Below are 16,133 nucleotides of genomic sequence, written 5' to 3' on the forward strand. Positions count from 1 at the left end.
TATCTGGGTTTGAAGCCAAAATGGCTTCAGTTTTTGTCTAAGTCGCGTTAGCAATGCGGTGGCTCCCATTCTTGCTCCCTATATTCGTTTATGATGGCTTCCCACAGTTGTGAATAGGGAGGTTGGTTACTAAATACACTTAATACAATTCTTTGAGTTGCGTCGACAGTGCGGTAGTTGTGAATGATTACTGAAGCGGTTTGCAACTGAGCAGATTTACAAATTCCTAGAGGGCGGTTTATTTTCAAAAGCTGCTCACTAGAAACCGATGGATAGATTTGCCCCTCGACTTCTTGCAAATTAGGCCGCCGATCATCACCCGGTATCCAATTAGGCCCATCATAACGCGGTGTATCCTCAAAAGCATATGTCTTAGTGACTTCTCCAGCGATCAGATTAATCTGATAAGCTGCTGAATCCCGATGATTCGGGGCAGGAGTCCCTCCCTTCCAAACGTGAATGTAAAGTAAAGCGATCCGCAAGGTTTGGTCAGATAAATCACACCGTGAGTGAGTAACTTCACCAGGTAGCCACAACTGATTCGATCGCATAAGCAGTTGACCATCTATTGTGGAATATGCGGCGATTGCATCACTTTGCACCGCCCAAAGGATTTGATCGGTTACTCGTATGGGATAGCCATATTCTTCAGATTGCCACTCAATTGCGCCAGAAACTAACGATCGGCTCACAATTTTTCCCTCAAGCGAGCGATAAAACAAGCTGGATTCTAGCGGATCGACTGCAAGGTTATACGGTAATTCTTTAGCAACAGTTTTTCTGGGAGCTGGGTGAAGAAATGTTTTAGGAATTTCAGGAGAAGGCGCGGGTTGCTCCTCCACAGCAGGCTTGAGTATGCTGAGCGCTTGCCGCCAAAAATAATTCAGCCATTTCAACATCTTATAGACTCCCGTCCATTTGGATAAGATAATACCCTATTAAAACCTTCAATTTCCTTTTATGGAGACTTACTATAAAATGTTTTAGCCCCATTTGGGGGAATTTACCTATTTTCACTTTATTAAAAATAATAATTACTTTAAGGCGGCACACAACTGACTGAGGACTTTTTGGTATTTTGCAATGCGTTGAAAATCTGCCTCTGTGGGATTGGCGATGCGACGCAGATCGAGGTTATGAGTAACATCAGCGATTTTGACTCGCAGTGCGATCGGGTTGGCAATCACGCGCTCTAAATAAGCTGCATAAGCTTCTCCTTCTATTTTGGTAATCGCCTCGATCGCCTTTACTATAAATTCAGGAAAACCTTCGCTTCTGAGTTGGTCGAGTGTAAGTTCGGAATCTTCCACCGCATCGTGGAGAACCGCTACGATTTTCTGCTCTAGAGAATTTACATTTTCCATCACAAATAGCGGATGGTCGAGATAGGGATTGCCTGCCTTATCAACCTGCCCCTCATGAGCTTTGGCTGCGATCGCGATCGCCCGCTGTAGTAATGATTGGTACTCTGAATTCGTATTTGACAACATAGTAAAGAAGTTCTCTATTATAGTTTCATCCGGCTTCCGGAGAAGAGCTAAGTAGTCGGACATACATAGGACTTACGCAAGAGAGTATTTTTTCATTGTCTATCTATGGTGTAAGCTACGCACTCCGCACCTACATACACAGGTTATTTGATTTTAAATATTCTTGCAACAATTTCCAAGCCATTTGAGTACCCTCCCCTGCATTGACTTTCTCGAAATCGACATCTTTTCTCAAAACTACAAAACCCACACCTTCTTGAATTTCAATTTTTTCAAAATTGCTAACTTTTGCCAAAAATAGGTGATTTTTTTGGATAAATTCGGGATTGTTGTTTTTTACGTAAAGAAAAGTTGTGATAAATTCAACTTTGCAATCGCTTTTTAGGCTGGTTTCTTCCTCCAATTCTCGGACTGCTGCTTGCTGTGGGCTTTCTCCAATGTCCACGCCACCACCAAAAGTAGAAAGCATTCCTTGGCTTGCAATACCTGGAATATTATCTCGCAGTTGTGCGACTATCTGACCGTTCGGGAGCATTATAAAAATGCGGACAATTGAATTGGGAATATTCATATTTTTGAGGAAATAACCAAACTAGAAAAAGTTACTTTATAGGTTTTTGATGTGAATCAAAATTTTCCCGATCCAATTGTAAACAACAGCATACAAAGCACGCAAATTATTGACAAAAGTTTGCCAAATTGATTTTTCATTGACCTCGGAAATCTCTTCGGTTTTCACGGGCAGCGGCGGCATCCCGACTACTTCATAGAGCGGATATTCACCGCTTTTTCCCGGAATTTCAACTAATAGGCGCCGATCGACGATCGCCAATTCCTTGACTTCCTGATAAGTCTCCTCGGAAATAAGTAAACTTGTTCCCACTTGCTTGTTAGCAGCCTCGATGCGGCTCGCTAAATTCACCGCATCTCCGATCGCCGTAACTGTCTGACTCTTGGACGCCCCCAAATTCCCCACAACCACCCACCCGTAATGTATGCCAATCCCAATTCGCAAGCTGTGACGGTATAAAGTCTCAAAATAGGGATTGAGTTTCTCTAGTTCCTCCAGCATCTCCACCCCAGCTCTCACTGCTTGTTCCGCAGCCTTGTCGGGATTTTCCAACCCAAACAGCGCCATAAAACCGTCACCCATATAATTATTAATCATCCCGCCGTTGCGGTTGATTACATAACCCATTTTTTGGAAATAGCGATTTAAAACATAAATTACATCGTAGGGCAACAGCGATTCTGCAAAAGGCGTAAATCCTCGAATATCCGCAAACAAAATTGCGATTTTCTTCTCTTGACCTACAGGAGTAGAAATCAACTTTCCGGCCATTTCGTCGGTAAATGATTCCAAGTCTTCAGAATCGATCGCCAATCGGCGCAAAATCACCTTGCCGCCCGCAACCTGTGTCTGACAAGCCAGCCTAATTTCCGGGTCTAAACGCAATTTTTTGGCAAGTTCCTCTTCCGGCGAAGTGCGCGGAGAGCAAAATTCCAAGCCTTCGACAATCAATACCCGGCAAGTCGAACATCGGGCGCTACCGCCGCAGATGTGGGTGTGGGGAATGTCGGCACGCAGGGAAGCTTCGAGAATTATATCGTCGTCGTCTATCTCGATCGTGCGATCGTCTGGCAGATAGTGAATCTGTGGCATATGTGGCGCGTCTAACTAATTAGCGAGGAATCTCGCGGACATCTGTTATTGCAGCGAACCTGTATGCAAGCCCGGTTCCTCTGCATTTTTTCTGTATCCCCTGATTCCTTAACTATAAGTCGCGATCGGCATTTGCTTCTCGTTGCCTCAGCTCAACCGCCCAACTGACAGCAGTTTAAAAAAAGAATGCAACTTCAGGCAATAGTCCAACTTTTAGCTCATCAGTCATTGCCAATGCTCAAATCTAAAATGGTATAATTGAGCACTAAAATCGCCATCGCACCGTGAAAATACCCGATTCAAGCTGTGGAGTTAATCTGAAATCTCAAATCTCAAATCTCAAATTGGCTGACATAATTCTTAATAAAATTAAGCTCGCCCAAAGCCCGATAAATCCGTTATCAAATCCCCCTCAACCGCCATAAATTTTTATGATTTTGGGGATTTTTGCTGTGGAAACCTGACTTGGCAATAGTTTCAGCTTTTTTGGCTTTCTAACAACCAGCTAATTTTCGTGAGATACAATAGCAACATCTTTAAAACCAGTATAGCCATGAGTTCATCAACAGCCCTACAAAGCATCGAAAAACACATTCCACTCGTAGGAAATATCCATACCAAAAGTCCGCTCGCCTACGGAGCAACCCGCCTCGCAGTCAGTACGGTTAACACGCTGCAAATGGCAGTAGCAGAGTCTTACATCAACGGATTAGAAGTCCCAGATTCTGTATTGCGAGCGCTTTTTGATACCTGTATGCCCGTCTTATTTAAGTATTTTCCCTCCCTCCTCGCACCCTATGAATGGGTACTAACAGAAACAGACCGCACCGCCGAAGGGCCGCGGGATTTAATGAAAATTCAGTACGACTTGCCTCAAGCCATGCTGAATCCCATGTTAGGCGACGGAAAACTCATTTATCCTAAATACAGCATGGGGTTGTGGGAAAAAGGAGCCGCCAACCTTGAACAATCGCAAATGCAGATGATTGATGATGTGATTGAAAAGCTAGAGATTCAAGATGGCGACAATATTTTAGACTTTGGCTGCGGTTGGGGTTGCGTTCCCAATTACATTCTTTCCAAATTCCCCAATGTCACCTTTACGGGGATTAACCTCAGCCACCACCAATGCGAGTATATGCGTCAGAAGATGCAAGATCCCGAAAGCTACCTTAGTTCCGGTCGATTTACCCTATATGAAGGCGATTTGAACGACGCCAACTTCGAGACAAAATTTGACAAAATTCTCTCCATCGGAGTTTTTTGTCATGTAGGCAATTTAACAAAGGCTTTCCAAAAGCTGGCATCTTTCCTGAAGGATAACGGCAAAGTTTTCATTCACATCATCACAGTTCGCACTCCCAACAATATATCCAGCGTTTTCACCCACAAATACATTTTCCCCCACGGCCGTTACTGGAAATACGATGCCGTTCCCAGCCACAATAAAGACCTCAAGACCATTAAAAGATGGTATATCAACGGCTCTAATTACTCCAAAACATTTGCTAACTGGCTAAAAAACTTTGACGATTCTCAGGCAATAGTCAAAGATTTGGACTACGGCATCGACTATGCCAAATTTCGTCGCATCTGGCGGTTTTACTTAATTTGGTTGGGGACTAATTTCGCGAGTTGCGACGGCGAATATAACGGCAACGGTCAATATTTAATGGTTCGTGCCTAACCGCTAATCAAGACCCAGCTCAAAAAACCGAACACCTCGATCCCCGACTTCTTTAGAGAAGCCGGGGTTGTCAAATGCAACCTACTTATCGTGAGAATGAAACTTTTCTAGGTTGATTGAGGGCGATGATAAGTGTTGCCTTCTTTTGAGAAAATTTTCTGAATTTAAAAAAATCCGGAATAAGATTATTGCTCGGTGAATAAGAACTATATCAAGCGTGAGCCTGCACAATACTTTTTAAATTCCATCCTCGATCGGTAGTGACGATCTCCGATATGTTACTACAAAAAGAGAGTTGATTTATACAATGGTAGACAATATGAAACCTTCTCTTCCTCAAGACGACCCGAACCAAGAACAGCGCAAAGATTCCTTGAATCGCCAGCAACAAGCTTATCAGTTTGACTATGAGAGTTTATCACCTTTGGCATTATTGAAAGATCTGCCACCAGTCGAGAACTTTTCGAGCAAGTATATTGGAGAGCGGATACTAGCAACATCGGAACTTCCCGGAAATATGCTGGCGGCCGATTCGAGGAGTTTTCTCGATCCTCTCGACGAGCTCCAAGACTATGAAGATTTCTTTACTCTGCTGCCGCTACCTGCTGTTGCCAAAATCTACCAAACCGATCGCTCTTTTGCAGAACAGCGCCTGTCTGGAGCAAATCCGATGGTGCTTCGTTTGTTAGATGCCGGCGATCCTCGGGCGCAAACACTGGCACAAATTTCCAGCTTTCACCCATTATTCGATCTGGGTCAAGAGTTGCAACAAAAAAACATTTACATTGCCGATTATACGGGTAGCGACCAACACTATCGCGCGCCTTCAAAAATTGGAGGCGGCAGCTATGAAAAAGGTAGAAAATTCTTGCCAAAACCGCGAGCTTTTTTCGCTTGGCGGTGGACGGGAATCCGCGATCGCGGTGAACTGGTGCCGATTGCCATTCAACTAGATCCGACGCCAAATAGCCATCTTTACACCTCGTTCGATCCTCCTGTGGATTGGCTGTTTGCGAAACTCTGCGTGCAAGTAGCAGATGCCAATCACCACGAAATGAGTTCGCATTTAGGTCGAACTCATTTGGTGATGGAACCAATCGCGATCGTCACCGCCCGACAGTTGGCTAAAAATCACCCCCTTAGCCTGCTGCTGAAACCGCACTTTCGGTTTATGTTGACTAACAACGAGCTGGCGCGTTCTTATTTGATCGCTCCGGGCGGGCCAGTCGATGACTTGCTAAGCGGTAGCTTGCCAGAGACAATGGAAATAGCTAGAGAGGCTTGCAGTAACTGGAGTCTGGATCAATTTGCCTTCCCAACCGAACTGAAAAATCGGGGCATGGACGATCCAAATCAACTGCCTCACTATCCTTACCGAGATGATGGATTGCTGCTGTGGAATGCGATCGAAACCTTTGTATCGGGCTATCTTAAATTCTTTTACCCGACGGATCGGGCGATCGTACAAGATGTGGAACTGCAAACTTGGGCTAAAGAATTAGCCTCTGATAACGGCGGTAAAGTCAAAGGAATGCCAGACCGCATCGACACAGTTGAACAATTAATTGCAATTGTCACAACTGTAATTTTTACCTGTGGCCCACAACATTCAGCCGTCAATTTTCCCCAGTATGAATACATGAGTTTTGCTGCCAATATGCCTTTGGCAGCATACCGGGACATTCCCAAAATTAATGCTTCTGGGACTCTCGAAGTGATTACGGAAAAGGACATTTTACGGTTGCTTCCTCCGTACAAGCGAGCGGCTGAACAACTGAAAATTCTGTTTATTTTGTCAGCTTATCGATATGACCGTTTGGGTTATTACGATAAATCTTTCCGAGAACTCTACCGGATGAGCTTCGACGAAGTTTTTGCGGGAACCCCGATCCAAATTTTAGCCAGACAGTTCCAGCAAAATTTGAATATGGCAGAACAAAAGATTGATGCCAACAATCAAAAACGAGTAATCCCTTACATTGCTCTCAAGCCTTCGTTGGTAATCAATAGCATCAGTATGTAGTTGGATAACTTACGCAGAATACCTCCAGGTAGGGTGCATGACAGCAATAAATCTTCGAGCCACCGCGAAGTAATTATTGGCTGTCACGCACCTTACTTAAACCTACTAGGATTTACGCACGGCTTTCTAGAAACCGGGTTTTTACCCAAAATATTGGCCCAAAACCCTCAATATCCGTTAAAAACCCGGTTTGTTTAGCGCAACTAGACTAAAGAGACATCGTTTCCGCTTTGGTATCCAATCCATTGCCAATCGGGACCATATACGGGGCCATTATTGAATGTGTTGTATGAATCAAACCTATGTTTATTCAAACTTTGATCCGTTTTGTTGATGCTGTTATTCGTGTCTCCCAACATCACTTGACCTCCAATAACCTTTTGCGCCCATATATTCTGTTTGTTAATCTGGTTCAGTTGGGCATCAGTCGTGTTGGGATTCAGGATCGTAGAAGTTTGTTGTCCCAGCGACTCAAAGAAAGATACCATAGACGTGCCGCCTCCTGTCGTATTGAGTAGCGGACTCCCACTAGCAAGGAGTTTATTTGCCTCACCTAGCGCACTCTGAACCTGTGGATCTAAAGTCGATTGCGAACTCACAGGCATACCTGTTAAAGGATCTTTAGGAAGTGAATCCAGCCAGCTTTTGTTATCAGCAATAACCTCATCGCTTAGATTCAGCAAACTATCTACCTGCCGATCGCCTGTTTGATGCCCTACTCCAACGCTGCCAACATTTACAATATTATTCGGGCTAGGATAGCTGCTAACAGGCGCAGTTGCACTGGTGCCAGCCCCCTGGAAAATTCCCCAAGCCTCAGATAAAAGACTATCTACCACCGCGATATCGCTGTTTGCACTGTTTGCATTCGAGACAGGAGTTGCACCCGCGATCGTCCCGTAATTATATGGCGAATTAAGGTCAGAGAGCAAAGCTGTTGTCATTAAAATGTCAGGGTAAAAACCAGAATAACCGTGACTGTAATCGTAACTGTTTGTGCTGGTAAAATTTTGAAAGCCTAACATAATTTGGCCTCCGAATATTGGCTGTTTCCAGAGAAAAGGTTTGCATTATTCACAATTGCGCTTTTCAATTGAGTGAGATACAATTGCTTTTTCAGTCAGGACTTACGCCAATTATTGGAAAACACCAGGCTGCGATTACTTGATTGTCGATCGCAACGATCGAATTCCGTCGTGCGTAAGTCCTATTCCCGATCGATTTCGTACCAATTTTCAGCGATTGCTTAAGTAGTCGCCGATAGTGTCAGGCTATAGTTTGTCTCGCCCTCAAACCGAGACACCCGCACAAAGTAATTTCCGCGCAGCAAAACTCCGCTAATCGTCTCTGGATTAGTACCTGGTTCCGAACTCGTTCTCAAAATCTCATTGTCTTCGATCGCACCATTCCCATTAATGTCTTGAAGTAAGCTGACATCAACATCAGCCCTCAAACCATTGACAGTCAGGTTGAAATTACTAGCCCGTTCCAGATAGAAACGGTAAAAATCATCTCGATCTAAAGGTCCTACATAATCGCCAAAAATGCGATCGCCTGTAAGAATGTCGATATTCCGCGCTTCAGTTAGGGTGTTCCCCGCATTGTCGGATGGCAAATAGTCGGGATGGGTTGCCGACAAACTCAGCTTGTAAGTGGTATCGCCCTCAAATTGAGAGACAACAGCGAAGTACGTTCCTGGTTGCAAAAGTTGACTGAGAGACTCGTGACTTTTACCCGATTTTTGGGAAATATTGATGATATCGCCAGCATCGATCGCCCCATCATTGCCGACATCCCTAACCAAACGCAAATCGGCATCGCCACTCATACTATCGAGGGTTAATTTCAACTCCTCCGCTGTGTTGAGTTCAAAACGATAGATATCTCGGATATCGGCATCCCCAACAAAGTCGAAGGCGGTTTGTGTTTGATCGAGTAAACCAAAATCGTTTGCTTTGTTCAGGGTGTTCCCCGCGTGATCGGGAACAGGCATCGGGAATCCCTCAAATTGACCGTACTTAACGTAGTGTTCTATCGCTGTCAGTTTGTCTGTGACAAGTTTATCTTGAACTCCCGGATTTTGTTCCAGATAGAGTTCCGTGTCAAATAGCGGGCTCGGGTTCCGTCCTTCGAGTTGACCGAATTCTATGAAGTGTCCGATCGCCGTGAATTGACCAGCCATCACTGCCGCTTGAACATCTGGATTTTCTTTGAGGTAATAGTTTGTATCAAATAAAGGTGTTGGGTCAAGCCCTGCAAATTGACCAGATTGCCGAAAGTGTTCAAATGGACTTTGGATATTACCCAAGATTAAACCTTGAGTTACCTCTGGGTTATTTTCTATGTAAAAATTGGGATTGAAGAAAGTCTGTAGTTCCAGCATAATCTCGCAAAGCCAAAACGTATTTATACTTAAATGCTACACTTTTTTTATTTATAACTAGAACTTTTCATATTATGTTACTGTCAACGATTAAGCACTTCTAACAACATTTAAAAACGTTTTATATTGTAAATAAATAATTATTACTATTAGGTTGAGTTAAGTTATTGAAAGTTTTATTAAGCCAAATACTAATTAAGTAATATCTGGTTCGGGTAATTATACCAAATCCGGGTTAGCTATCCCAATTATAAGGTAGGGTGCGCGACCGCAAGCAATCTTGATTCTCCTGACTTTTGGGTCTCTTTAGCCCTCAGTTAGGAAATTAATGGCTGTCACGCACCCTACTTAAACTATAACTGCTGCATCTATTTTTGAGGAAAAGGGCAATTCACGGACATTGTACCAGAGGAATCAGTGAAGGTGACTTCATCTTGATAATGCCGCGGTGTTGACATCAGCAACCGCCAAGCTTCTCCAGCATCTATTAAATTCATGCGTCCGGGATAGTGAGTTTGCAACAACTCTTGCACTATCGGATAATAGTCTGAGTTCATGCTGGGGAAAATATGATGCTCTGTGTGGTAAGAAAAATTCAAGTGCAGCAGGTCAAATATTTGAGGAACCCGCACTGACATACTGTTGATCAGGGGGTCATTAATGGCGGTCATCCGGCAACCCATGTGGTTGGTATAGATGTAAAACATTGCGCCTGCATGACCAATTGCGATCGGCAAAAAGTAGGCGAGAGCGATTTTGAGCGGATGAAATCCCAGGTAGAACAAAATGCTGGCATGAATTCCTAAAATTCCCAGACATTCAAATGCGATTGTCAATCTATCTTTAGGACTAACTGTAAAGGCAGCCGGTACGTAATCGACAGATTTATCGTTAAATAACAGTACCGAGGTGAGATTGCGGAAATTATGCACTAACCACGAACCGGCCATCCCTACAATTAACCACACCGGATTGACTTCCACCGACGGGACAAACAGATTTTGAATCCATTTTCCCCAAGTATCTGGTTGCTGGTACAGATAGTTGCGATCGGGGTCTGCCAAAGAATTCGTGTTATTGTGATGTACGAGGTTGTGCAGATTTTTCCACTGAGTAGGCGGCATAAACAGCATACTTAGTCCCAAAAAGGCGATCGGATAAGTGAGGCGCGACTTTTTCTGAACGCTACCGTGCATCAAATCGTGGGAGCTAAATAGCAAAACTATGATACTATTGCCCATGATGACGGCTAAAGGTAAGTAAAGCCCTAACAGATAGACAGGCCAGCGATCGAGATTAGCAGCAATTCCCCATCCCAGCAATAAAATAGCAGCGTTGATGAATAGTATTGCTAACTTGCTGGGATCTGGTTCAAACGCATCTGACGGCAGCAGCGGACGCAATTTTTTTACATACACCGAGTGATGAATTAGCGTTTCTTCGCCTAAATTTGGCGTTGCCGTCTTGTCTAGAGTATTGAGTAATTTTTCGGATTTCATGTTATCGCTAAGAGTATTTTGATGTGAGTTAATAACTTTCTAAAGTTAATTAGATCCAGTACCGATTTTAGATTGACCCACAAATGAATCGCAGGCTTATTGTCAGGATGCGGAAATTTGATCTTTGTCCACGGTGTCGTTCCGGGAGCTTGTGACCAAATTGCTTGATATCAAAGCTGCCTAATTGTTGTACCAAAATATTATTGTATCTCATAAACAAAAAATTGGAAACAAATATTAAAGGCTTATAAAGGCTTACGCATCGATAATACTATCCCACTTTTGACTTTGGTTTAATATTCCAATCACGAATCCTAAATAACCTATAAAATTAAAAAAGTCCGTTTCCCTGAACAATTTCTTTAATTGTCGTGAGCGTATCTAACCCGATCAATCCCCGACGATAACCTTTTTGGTTGGACATTCCCAAAAATATCGCATCTCCCCGATTTTGATAACGCCAAAACCGAGGCGAGGCATTAATAAAAGTTGAGGCGCTGTTAACATCCAGAGCAAATTGGCGGCTTTCTAAGTAAGATTCAGTGGCGATGCAGTCAGCGTGGCCGCTGCTGTAGCGGTTGATCCAGCCGATCGCAATCTCTAAACTATCGACAACTTTAAACGCGATGGTTTTGTTTAAATAAGGTTGAGTCCACTCGTATGGTTCCGCCAGCTTCAAGTCTGGGAAATCTGCGACGAGATCCGCATCGGCGCTAATTTGAAAGCCTTTTTCTTTTAAACTGTTCCAAAGCCTGACTAAGGAAGAAGGCTTTTGGTTGCGATCTATGAGCACTTTCTCGATCGCGTTAACAGGATCGGGAACGCTTTGATGGCTGTCCAAAATCATCCACCTTGCCATCTCCAAACTGCCAGTCGGTGACCAATAAAGGTAACAATTTCCCATTGCCGACCTCAAAACTGGTGCTGTGCACAACCTTACCACCTGCTGCACCAAACTTGGCCTGCCGTAGGGAATAATTAAATTGAGATATTGGTCTTGAGTGACCAATTCTCTGATCGAAGCGCCCCGATCCGGCGGCAGTACCTGCAAACATCCCGAGGGCAAACCGACCTCATCGATCGCCGAAACCAAAGCTTCCCCAATTACAGTATTAGTTTGCCAGCTTTCGCTGCCGCCTTTGAGAATCAAACTGTTAGCGCTTTTGAGAGACAAACCCGCAGCGATCGCCCCCAACTCGGGAAACGCCTCGTAAATGAGAGCAATTGCCCCCAGCGGTAGCGACTGACAGTACACCTGACAGCGATCGACCTGATAAGAAGCATTGATCACCCTGCCGATCGGATCTGGCATTTCCCCCAACCGTTCCAGAATTTGCACAGTTGTCTTGATCCGTTCCGGCGTCAGCTTCAGCCACTCTACTATCAAGTCGGGAATAGCCATGTCCCGACTCGCTTCTAAATCCAAAGTATTTGCTTCTAAAATGTCATTTTGCCGGCGTTTGAGGCAGCCCGCCATTGCCTGCAAAGCAGCAGCACGATCGGCACTCTTTGTCGCCGCCAACTCCAAAGAAGCTTGATAAGCGCGGCGCGCGACATTTGCCGCTTCTGATGAATGACTAAAATCCTCTATTATCATCTAGCTAACGCCTGTAAGCAAGCCATACCATCAGCGCCGGCAACATGGCCAGCAGCACGGCGACCATTGCCCACAGAATAATATTTGGGCCCGGGGAGTAAAGCGCCAGGGGCAACCAAATCACTAGCGGCACCAAAATCATGCCTAGGGCCAGCGGCAAGTAGTGCGCTTTCAAACCCGGATGCGCTCTGTTCCACTGGTTGCCCGTCCACCGCCAAGCCTGCTTGTAAGGATAGTTTGTCGATAGTTGCTCGATGACGTGTCCGCTTTCATCCAATACAAATATTTGCTGACAGCGGTTGCACCCAAAGGCTTCTGTCAACGTTATGGGGACGAGACGACCCCGCCGCCGGCAAGGGCAGGGGTACTCATCGTTTAAGTCAATCTTTGGAGCTTTTTGAGATGGCACGAGCGATCGGATAAAAAAGCGTTTTTGCAAAAATCATCGTTAACATATCGATTTCATTAAACTTGTTAATTCTGCCCGAGCGAGGGTTTTAAGTGCCTGTTCCGAGCGACCGCCCACTTGGCAATTTTGACTTACAAGTTCTGCATTCAATATTACCACTAACTTAGGTATTCTCAACCACCATTGGGAGTATACCGAAAACTTTCTGGATGTACTTTCGGGTTTTCTTGATTTTTTTTGACCTTTAAAGCGGGTGACGCGATTCGAACGCGCGACATTCACCTTGGCAAGGTGACGCTCTACCACTGAGCTACACCCGCATTTCCTGCGGTATTAACTATACTGCCTTAGGTATCTTTGTTTGTCAAGTCTTTTATCTAATTTTTTTTTACCAATTCAGCCCAGGGGCGATCGCGCCCCAGTCCCTTTGACATTTGAGGAGCCTGAATTATTAACTAAATCGGTAATTGCCATAGTTTTGACAGCCATCGGCCGACAGCAAAGCTAAAATCAAGCTGGAATTTGGGAGAACACTGCTATGTCAGACTTAAATCGCGGAATCATGAAGTTCAAGGGAGCTGACAGCCCCATTGCGATCGCCATTTCGGCGATTGTCATTACGGGCGGAATCGGCTTCTTGATCTGGTGGGCCCTGCAATCAGCCTACACCTTCAGCTAACAGACTGCTCAAACGTAAAACTTATAAGGCACTCCTCAGAAGGCAGAATTTAAGAAAAATTCTGTCTTTTGCATTTTTTGCCCTTAGTCGTGAGTGAGCTTTTTGCCAAGGAATGCGGATAGATGCTTGACCGTCAAAGGATTGCCATAAATCACCCGATCGGGCGAGTCGCTAGCATGAGTCAAGATAACTCCCCGATCGACTACTTTTGTAGTACACTTGTAAACACGGCGCGCCGAGAGCGCAGTTTTAGATGCAAGTGTTTGCAAGGGTTGTATCTCAACACAAATTTATGGCAAGCTTTCAGGACATCTTCAAATACTACAGTCGCTACTGGAAAATATCAGTTTACAGCATAGGCGCATCCAGCATTTTGACGCTAGCCGATTTGCTTGTTCCCTACGCGATCGGCCAAATATTAAACGTATTGTCGAGTCAACCTACAGATACAGTAACCCAAAAACTGATAGCAGCGATCGCCTCTGTTACCCAGCAGTCACCCAACAAAATATTATCCCTATCCGTCTTGCTGGGGATAATTTTTCTGGTAACAGTCGCCAAAGCGCCGGTAAAGCCTTGGCTGGGAAATTGGTTCCACTGGGCGATACCATTGAGGGCGAGGCGCGATCAAATGAGAGGCGCGATCGGCAAAATCCTCACCTTACCCCTAGAATTTTACGACGAAAACAACGCCGGACGGATTGCCAGCCGCATCGCCAAAGGCATCGCCAACCATACTTGGACTTACCCAGAAGTTGCCGGCGAATTCATCCCCGAAATCGTCCGCTTAATCGGCATTTTTGCCGTTATCTGCTTAATTGAGTGGCGGATTGGCTTATTAATTTTGGTTTCATTCCTATTTATCCTCAGTTTCACCCTCAAAGGCCTGCAACAGTTGACTGCGCGGGAAGAAATTCTCGATGAATACATCGAAGATACCGAAAGCCGCAACTCGGAAATTATCACCAACATCAAAACAGTCAAAGCTTTTGCGACAGAAAGCGATGAACTCAAAAGGCAAACCACCAGACTCGATCGCGAATTAAAAGTCGTGATCCAGCGCATTCACAAAGGATACATCACTCTGGGAACATACCAGCAGACGATCGTCGAGTTGTGTTTGTTTTCAGTTCTCGGTTTTAGCCTAGCAGCCACGGTTGCAGGCAAAATTTCCCTCGGATATTTTGTTACCGTCTACACGTTGGCAAGCATGGCATATTCCCAACTGCGTCCGATTAGCATTATCGCCGAATTATTGGCGCGCCGTTATTCTTCAATGATCCGCTTCCACGAGTTTATGCAAACGCCAGACGGTGTTGATGCGGTTAATTTAGCAGAAAATGCTCGATCGGCACAGCCACCTTATAAATTTACGGGCAAAGTTGAGTTCAGCGGTTTGACATTCGGGTACGACAGTCAAAAACCAGTTTTGCAGGATGTGAATTTATTGATTCATCCGCGTCAAACCATAGCATTAGTCGGGCGATCGGGTTCCGGGAAATCGACTTTAGTTAAACTTCTGTTTCGCTACTTTGAACCCAACGGAGGTCGGATTCTGATCGACGGAGAAGACATTTGCAGCTTAGACGTGACTCGCTACCGACAGCGTTTAGCGATTGTCCACCAAGAAGTAGACGTTTTTAACGGTACTTTGCTGCAAAATCTGACTTACGGAAACAGAAATGCAACTTTCGAGCAGGTTGAGGATGCTTGTCGCATCGCCAAAGTAGACGATTTTGTGCGACTGTTGCCCCAAGGTTACTATACTGTTGTCGGGGAGCGAGGAGTGCGCTTGTCCGGAGGGCAGCGGCAGCGGTTGGGGATTGCGAGGGCGCTGTTGGTGGAGCCGGATGTGTTAATTTTTGATGAGGCTACTTCTAGTTTGGATTATGAAAGCGAGCGATCGATCCAGATAGCCATGCGGAATATTCTCGGTACGCGCACCACCATAATTATTGCCCACAGACTGAGTACAATTCGCGAAGCCGATGCGATCGTCGTGCTCGACGGCGGTAGAATCGTCGAAGTGGGCAGTCACGACGAACTCTTGAGTCAACAAGGCATTTACCGCCGCCTGCACTCCCTGCAAGAAACTGGGGAATTAGTGAATTAGGGATTTGGGCTAAGTCTAGACTTGGGGTGCTCCGGGCGGGCGCCAAGCCTAGACTTAGCAGTGCGCACCTGAAACACTATTCAATTTTCCGGTTTGCCGCTAAATGACTTATGTGTTCTCAACTTAATGATTAAACTTTTAAATATAATGTTGCAAAAAAACAAGAAGCTGCTAGGATGTTTAACTGTGGGTACAAATGGGTCGGTGCCCGAGAGGTTAATGGGGGCGGACTGTAAATCCGCTGGCTACGCCTACGCTGGTTCAAATCCAGCCCGGCCCACCACAATTTAAATAAAAATAAAAAGTTAAAAATTTTAATTTAACATTCTTAATTTTTTATGCCCGTGTAACTCAGTGGTAGAGTACCTCCTTGGTAAGGAGGAAGTCACGAGTTCAAATCTCGTCACGGGCTTACTGGTATCTAGTATATCCCTCAAGGGTTTCGTAACTGAGAGTCAAAATCTGGACAAGACGCCCTTAACCCATTCGTAACAAGTTAAGCTTGGATGGCAGTTGTCAAGGGGATTTGAGAAGATGTTTCAAAGAAAAAGCAGTCAGCTCCTCGCTGTCGTTCGGGGAAAGGCGCAATA

At 44.9% G+C, this 16,133-nt stretch carries 14 protein-coding genes and 3 tRNA genes; 6 read left to right on the plus strand and 11 right to left on the minus strand.

Going from position 1 to position 16,133, the window contains the following annotated elements; all coding sequences use genetic code 11:
- Positions 1–47: 47 nt before the first annotated feature.
- From QUA80_RS23385 to QUA80_RS23400, 4 genes are all read right to left on the minus strand, one after another.
- Positions 48–899: a hypothetical protein gene (locus QUA80_RS23385; RefSeq protein ID WP_333427414.1), complete on the minus strand. Its 852-nt coding sequence runs from the start codon at positions 897–899 to the stop codon at positions 48–50.
- Positions 900–1,034: 135 nt separating this feature from the next.
- Positions 1,035–1,553 (minus strand): HD domain-containing protein, encoded by a 519-nt coding sequence (locus tag QUA80_RS23390; RefSeq protein ID WP_333427415.1) that lies wholly within the window; start codon positions 1,551–1,553, stop codon positions 1,035–1,037.
- 67 nt (positions 1,554–1,620) lie between these two features.
- Complete coding sequence (locus tag QUA80_RS23395; RefSeq protein WP_333427416.1) at positions 1,621–2,061, minus strand: NUDIX domain-containing protein; 441 nt, start codon at positions 2,059–2,061, stop codon at positions 1,621–1,623.
- A gap of 36 nt (positions 2,062–2,097) precedes the next feature.
- On the minus strand, positions 2,098–3,153 hold the full coding sequence (locus QUA80_RS23400) for an adenylate/guanylate cyclase domain-containing protein (RefSeq protein ID WP_333427417.1): 1,056 nt from the start codon (positions 3,151–3,153) through the stop codon (positions 2,098–2,100).
- A gap of 553 nt (positions 3,154–3,706) precedes the next feature.
- Here QUA80_RS23400 and QUA80_RS23405 point away from each other — a divergent pair.
- Both QUA80_RS23405 and QUA80_RS23410 read left to right on the plus strand, forming a co-directional pair.
- Entirely contained in the window at positions 3,707–4,840 is a 1,134-nt protein-coding gene (locus QUA80_RS23405; RefSeq protein ID WP_333427418.1) for a class I SAM-dependent methyltransferase, read from the plus strand.
- 319 nt (positions 4,841–5,159) lie between these two features.
- On the plus strand, positions 5,160–6,863 hold the full coding sequence (locus QUA80_RS23410; RefSeq protein WP_333427419.1) for a lipoxygenase family protein: 1,704 nt from the start codon (positions 5,160–5,162) through the stop codon (positions 6,861–6,863).
- A gap of 203 nt (positions 6,864–7,066) precedes the next feature.
- Here the strand turns inward: QUA80_RS23410 and QUA80_RS23415 are convergent, their stop codons facing one another.
- The 6 genes from QUA80_RS23415 to QUA80_RS23440 all read right to left on the minus strand — a co-directional run bounded on the left by QUA80_RS23415 (position 7,067) and on the right by QUA80_RS23440 (position 13,071).
- Complete coding sequence (locus tag QUA80_RS23415; RefSeq protein ID WP_333427420.1) at positions 7,067–7,888, minus strand: hypothetical protein; 822 nt, start codon at positions 7,886–7,888, stop codon at positions 7,067–7,069.
- 221 nt (positions 7,889–8,109) lie between these two features.
- A complete protein-coding gene (locus QUA80_RS23420) occupies positions 8,110–9,246 on the minus strand; it encodes a PPC domain-containing protein (protein ID WP_333427421.1) in 1,137 nt (378 codons plus the stop codon).
- 368 nt (positions 9,247–9,614) lie between these two features.
- On the minus strand, positions 9,615–10,745 hold the full coding sequence (locus QUA80_RS23425) for a fatty acid desaturase (protein ID WP_333427422.1): 1,131 nt from the start codon (positions 10,743–10,745) through the stop codon (positions 9,615–9,617).
- Positions 10,746–11,076: 331 nt separating this feature from the next.
- Positions 11,077–12,342, minus strand: a complete 1,266-nt coding sequence (locus tag QUA80_RS23430; protein ID WP_333427423.1) for a glutamate-5-semialdehyde dehydrogenase — start codon at positions 12,340–12,342, stop codon at positions 11,077–11,079.
- Between the two features lie 4 nt (positions 12,343–12,346).
- Positions 12,347–12,751, minus strand: coding sequence for a hypothetical protein (locus QUA80_RS23435; RefSeq protein WP_333241070.1), 405 nt, complete (start codon positions 12,749–12,751; stop codon positions 12,347–12,349).
- 248 nt (positions 12,752–12,999) lie between these two features.
- Positions 13,000–13,071: transfer RNA gene (locus QUA80_RS23440), tRNA-Gly, on the minus strand.
- 218 nt (positions 13,072–13,289) lie between these two features.
- On the opposite strand from QUA80_RS23440, the gene QUA80_RS23445 reads away from it, so the two are divergent.
- A complete protein-coding gene (locus QUA80_RS23445) occupies positions 13,290–13,430 on the plus strand; it encodes a hypothetical protein (protein ID WP_333241062.1) in 141 nt (46 codons plus the stop codon).
- Between the two features lie 83 nt (positions 13,431–13,513).
- On the opposite strand, the gene QUA80_RS23450 is transcribed toward QUA80_RS23445, so the two are convergent.
- Complete coding sequence (locus tag QUA80_RS23450) at positions 13,514–13,699, minus strand: hypothetical protein (protein ID WP_333427424.1); 186 nt, start codon at positions 13,697–13,699, stop codon at positions 13,514–13,516.
- A 23-nt stretch (positions 13,700–13,722) separates the two neighbouring features.
- Between QUA80_RS23450 and QUA80_RS23455 the strand changes: the two genes are divergently transcribed.
- From QUA80_RS23455 to QUA80_RS23465, 3 genes are all read left to right on the plus strand, one after another.
- On the plus strand, positions 13,723–15,543 hold the full coding sequence (locus QUA80_RS23455; protein ID WP_333427425.1) for an ABC transporter ATP-binding protein: 1,821 nt from the start codon (positions 13,723–13,725) through the stop codon (positions 15,541–15,543).
- Between the two features lie 198 nt (positions 15,544–15,741).
- Positions 15,742–15,826 (plus strand) — tRNA-Tyr (locus QUA80_RS23460).
- 57 nt (positions 15,827–15,883) lie between these two features.
- Positions 15,884–15,955 (plus strand) — tRNA-Thr (locus QUA80_RS23465).
- Positions 15,956–16,133: the final 178 nt, after the last annotated feature.

The organism is Microcoleus sp. F4-D5, from assembly GCF_036704885.1.
Lineage (GTDB): Bacteria > Cyanobacteriota > Cyanobacteriia > Cyanobacteriales > Microcoleaceae > Microcoleus.

Bases quoted from the DNA above. Each gene is read 5' to 3' on its own strand.
- QUA80_RS23400 (WP_333427417.1), bottom strand. From the start codon at position 3,153: ATGCCACAGATTCACTATCTGCCAGACGATCGCACGATCGAGATAGAC.
- QUA80_RS23415 (WP_333427420.1), bottom strand. From the start codon at position 7,888: ATGTTAGGCTTTCAAAATTTTACCAGCACAAACAGTTACGATTACAGT.
- QUA80_RS23405 (WP_333427418.1), top strand. From the start codon at position 3,707: ATGAGTTCATCAACAGCCCTACAAAGCATCGAAAAACACATTCCACTC.
- QUA80_RS23395 (WP_333427416.1), bottom strand. From the start codon at position 2,061: ATGAATATTCCCAATTCAATTGTCCGCATTTTTATAATGCTCCCGAAC.
- QUA80_RS23430 (WP_333427423.1), bottom strand. From the start codon at position 12,342: ATGATAATAGAGGATTTTAGTCATTCATCAGAAGCGGCAAATGTCGCG.
- QUA80_RS23420 (WP_333427421.1), bottom strand. From the start codon at position 9,246: ATGCTGGAACTACAGACTTTCTTCAATCCCAATTTTTACATAGAAAAT.
- QUA80_RS23410 (WP_333427419.1), top strand. From the start codon at position 5,160: ATGAAACCTTCTCTTCCTCAAGACGACCCGAACCAAGAACAGCGCAAA.
- QUA80_RS23455 (WP_333427425.1), top strand. From the start codon at position 13,723: ATGGCAAGCTTTCAGGACATCTTCAAATACTACAGTCGCTACTGGAAA.
- QUA80_RS23445 (WP_333241062.1), top strand. From the start codon at position 13,290: ATGTCAGACTTAAATCGCGGAATCATGAAGTTCAAGGGAGCTGACAGC.
- QUA80_RS23385 (WP_333427414.1), bottom strand. From the start codon at position 899: ATGTTGAAATGGCTGAATTATTTTTGGCGGCAAGCGCTCAGCATACTC.
- QUA80_RS23390 (WP_333427415.1), bottom strand. From the start codon at position 1,553: ATGTCCGACTACTTAGCTCTTCTCCGGAAGCCGGATGAAACTATAATA.
- QUA80_RS23425 (WP_333427422.1), bottom strand. From the start codon at position 10,745: ATGAAATCCGAAAAATTACTCAATACTCTAGACAAGACGGCAACGCCA.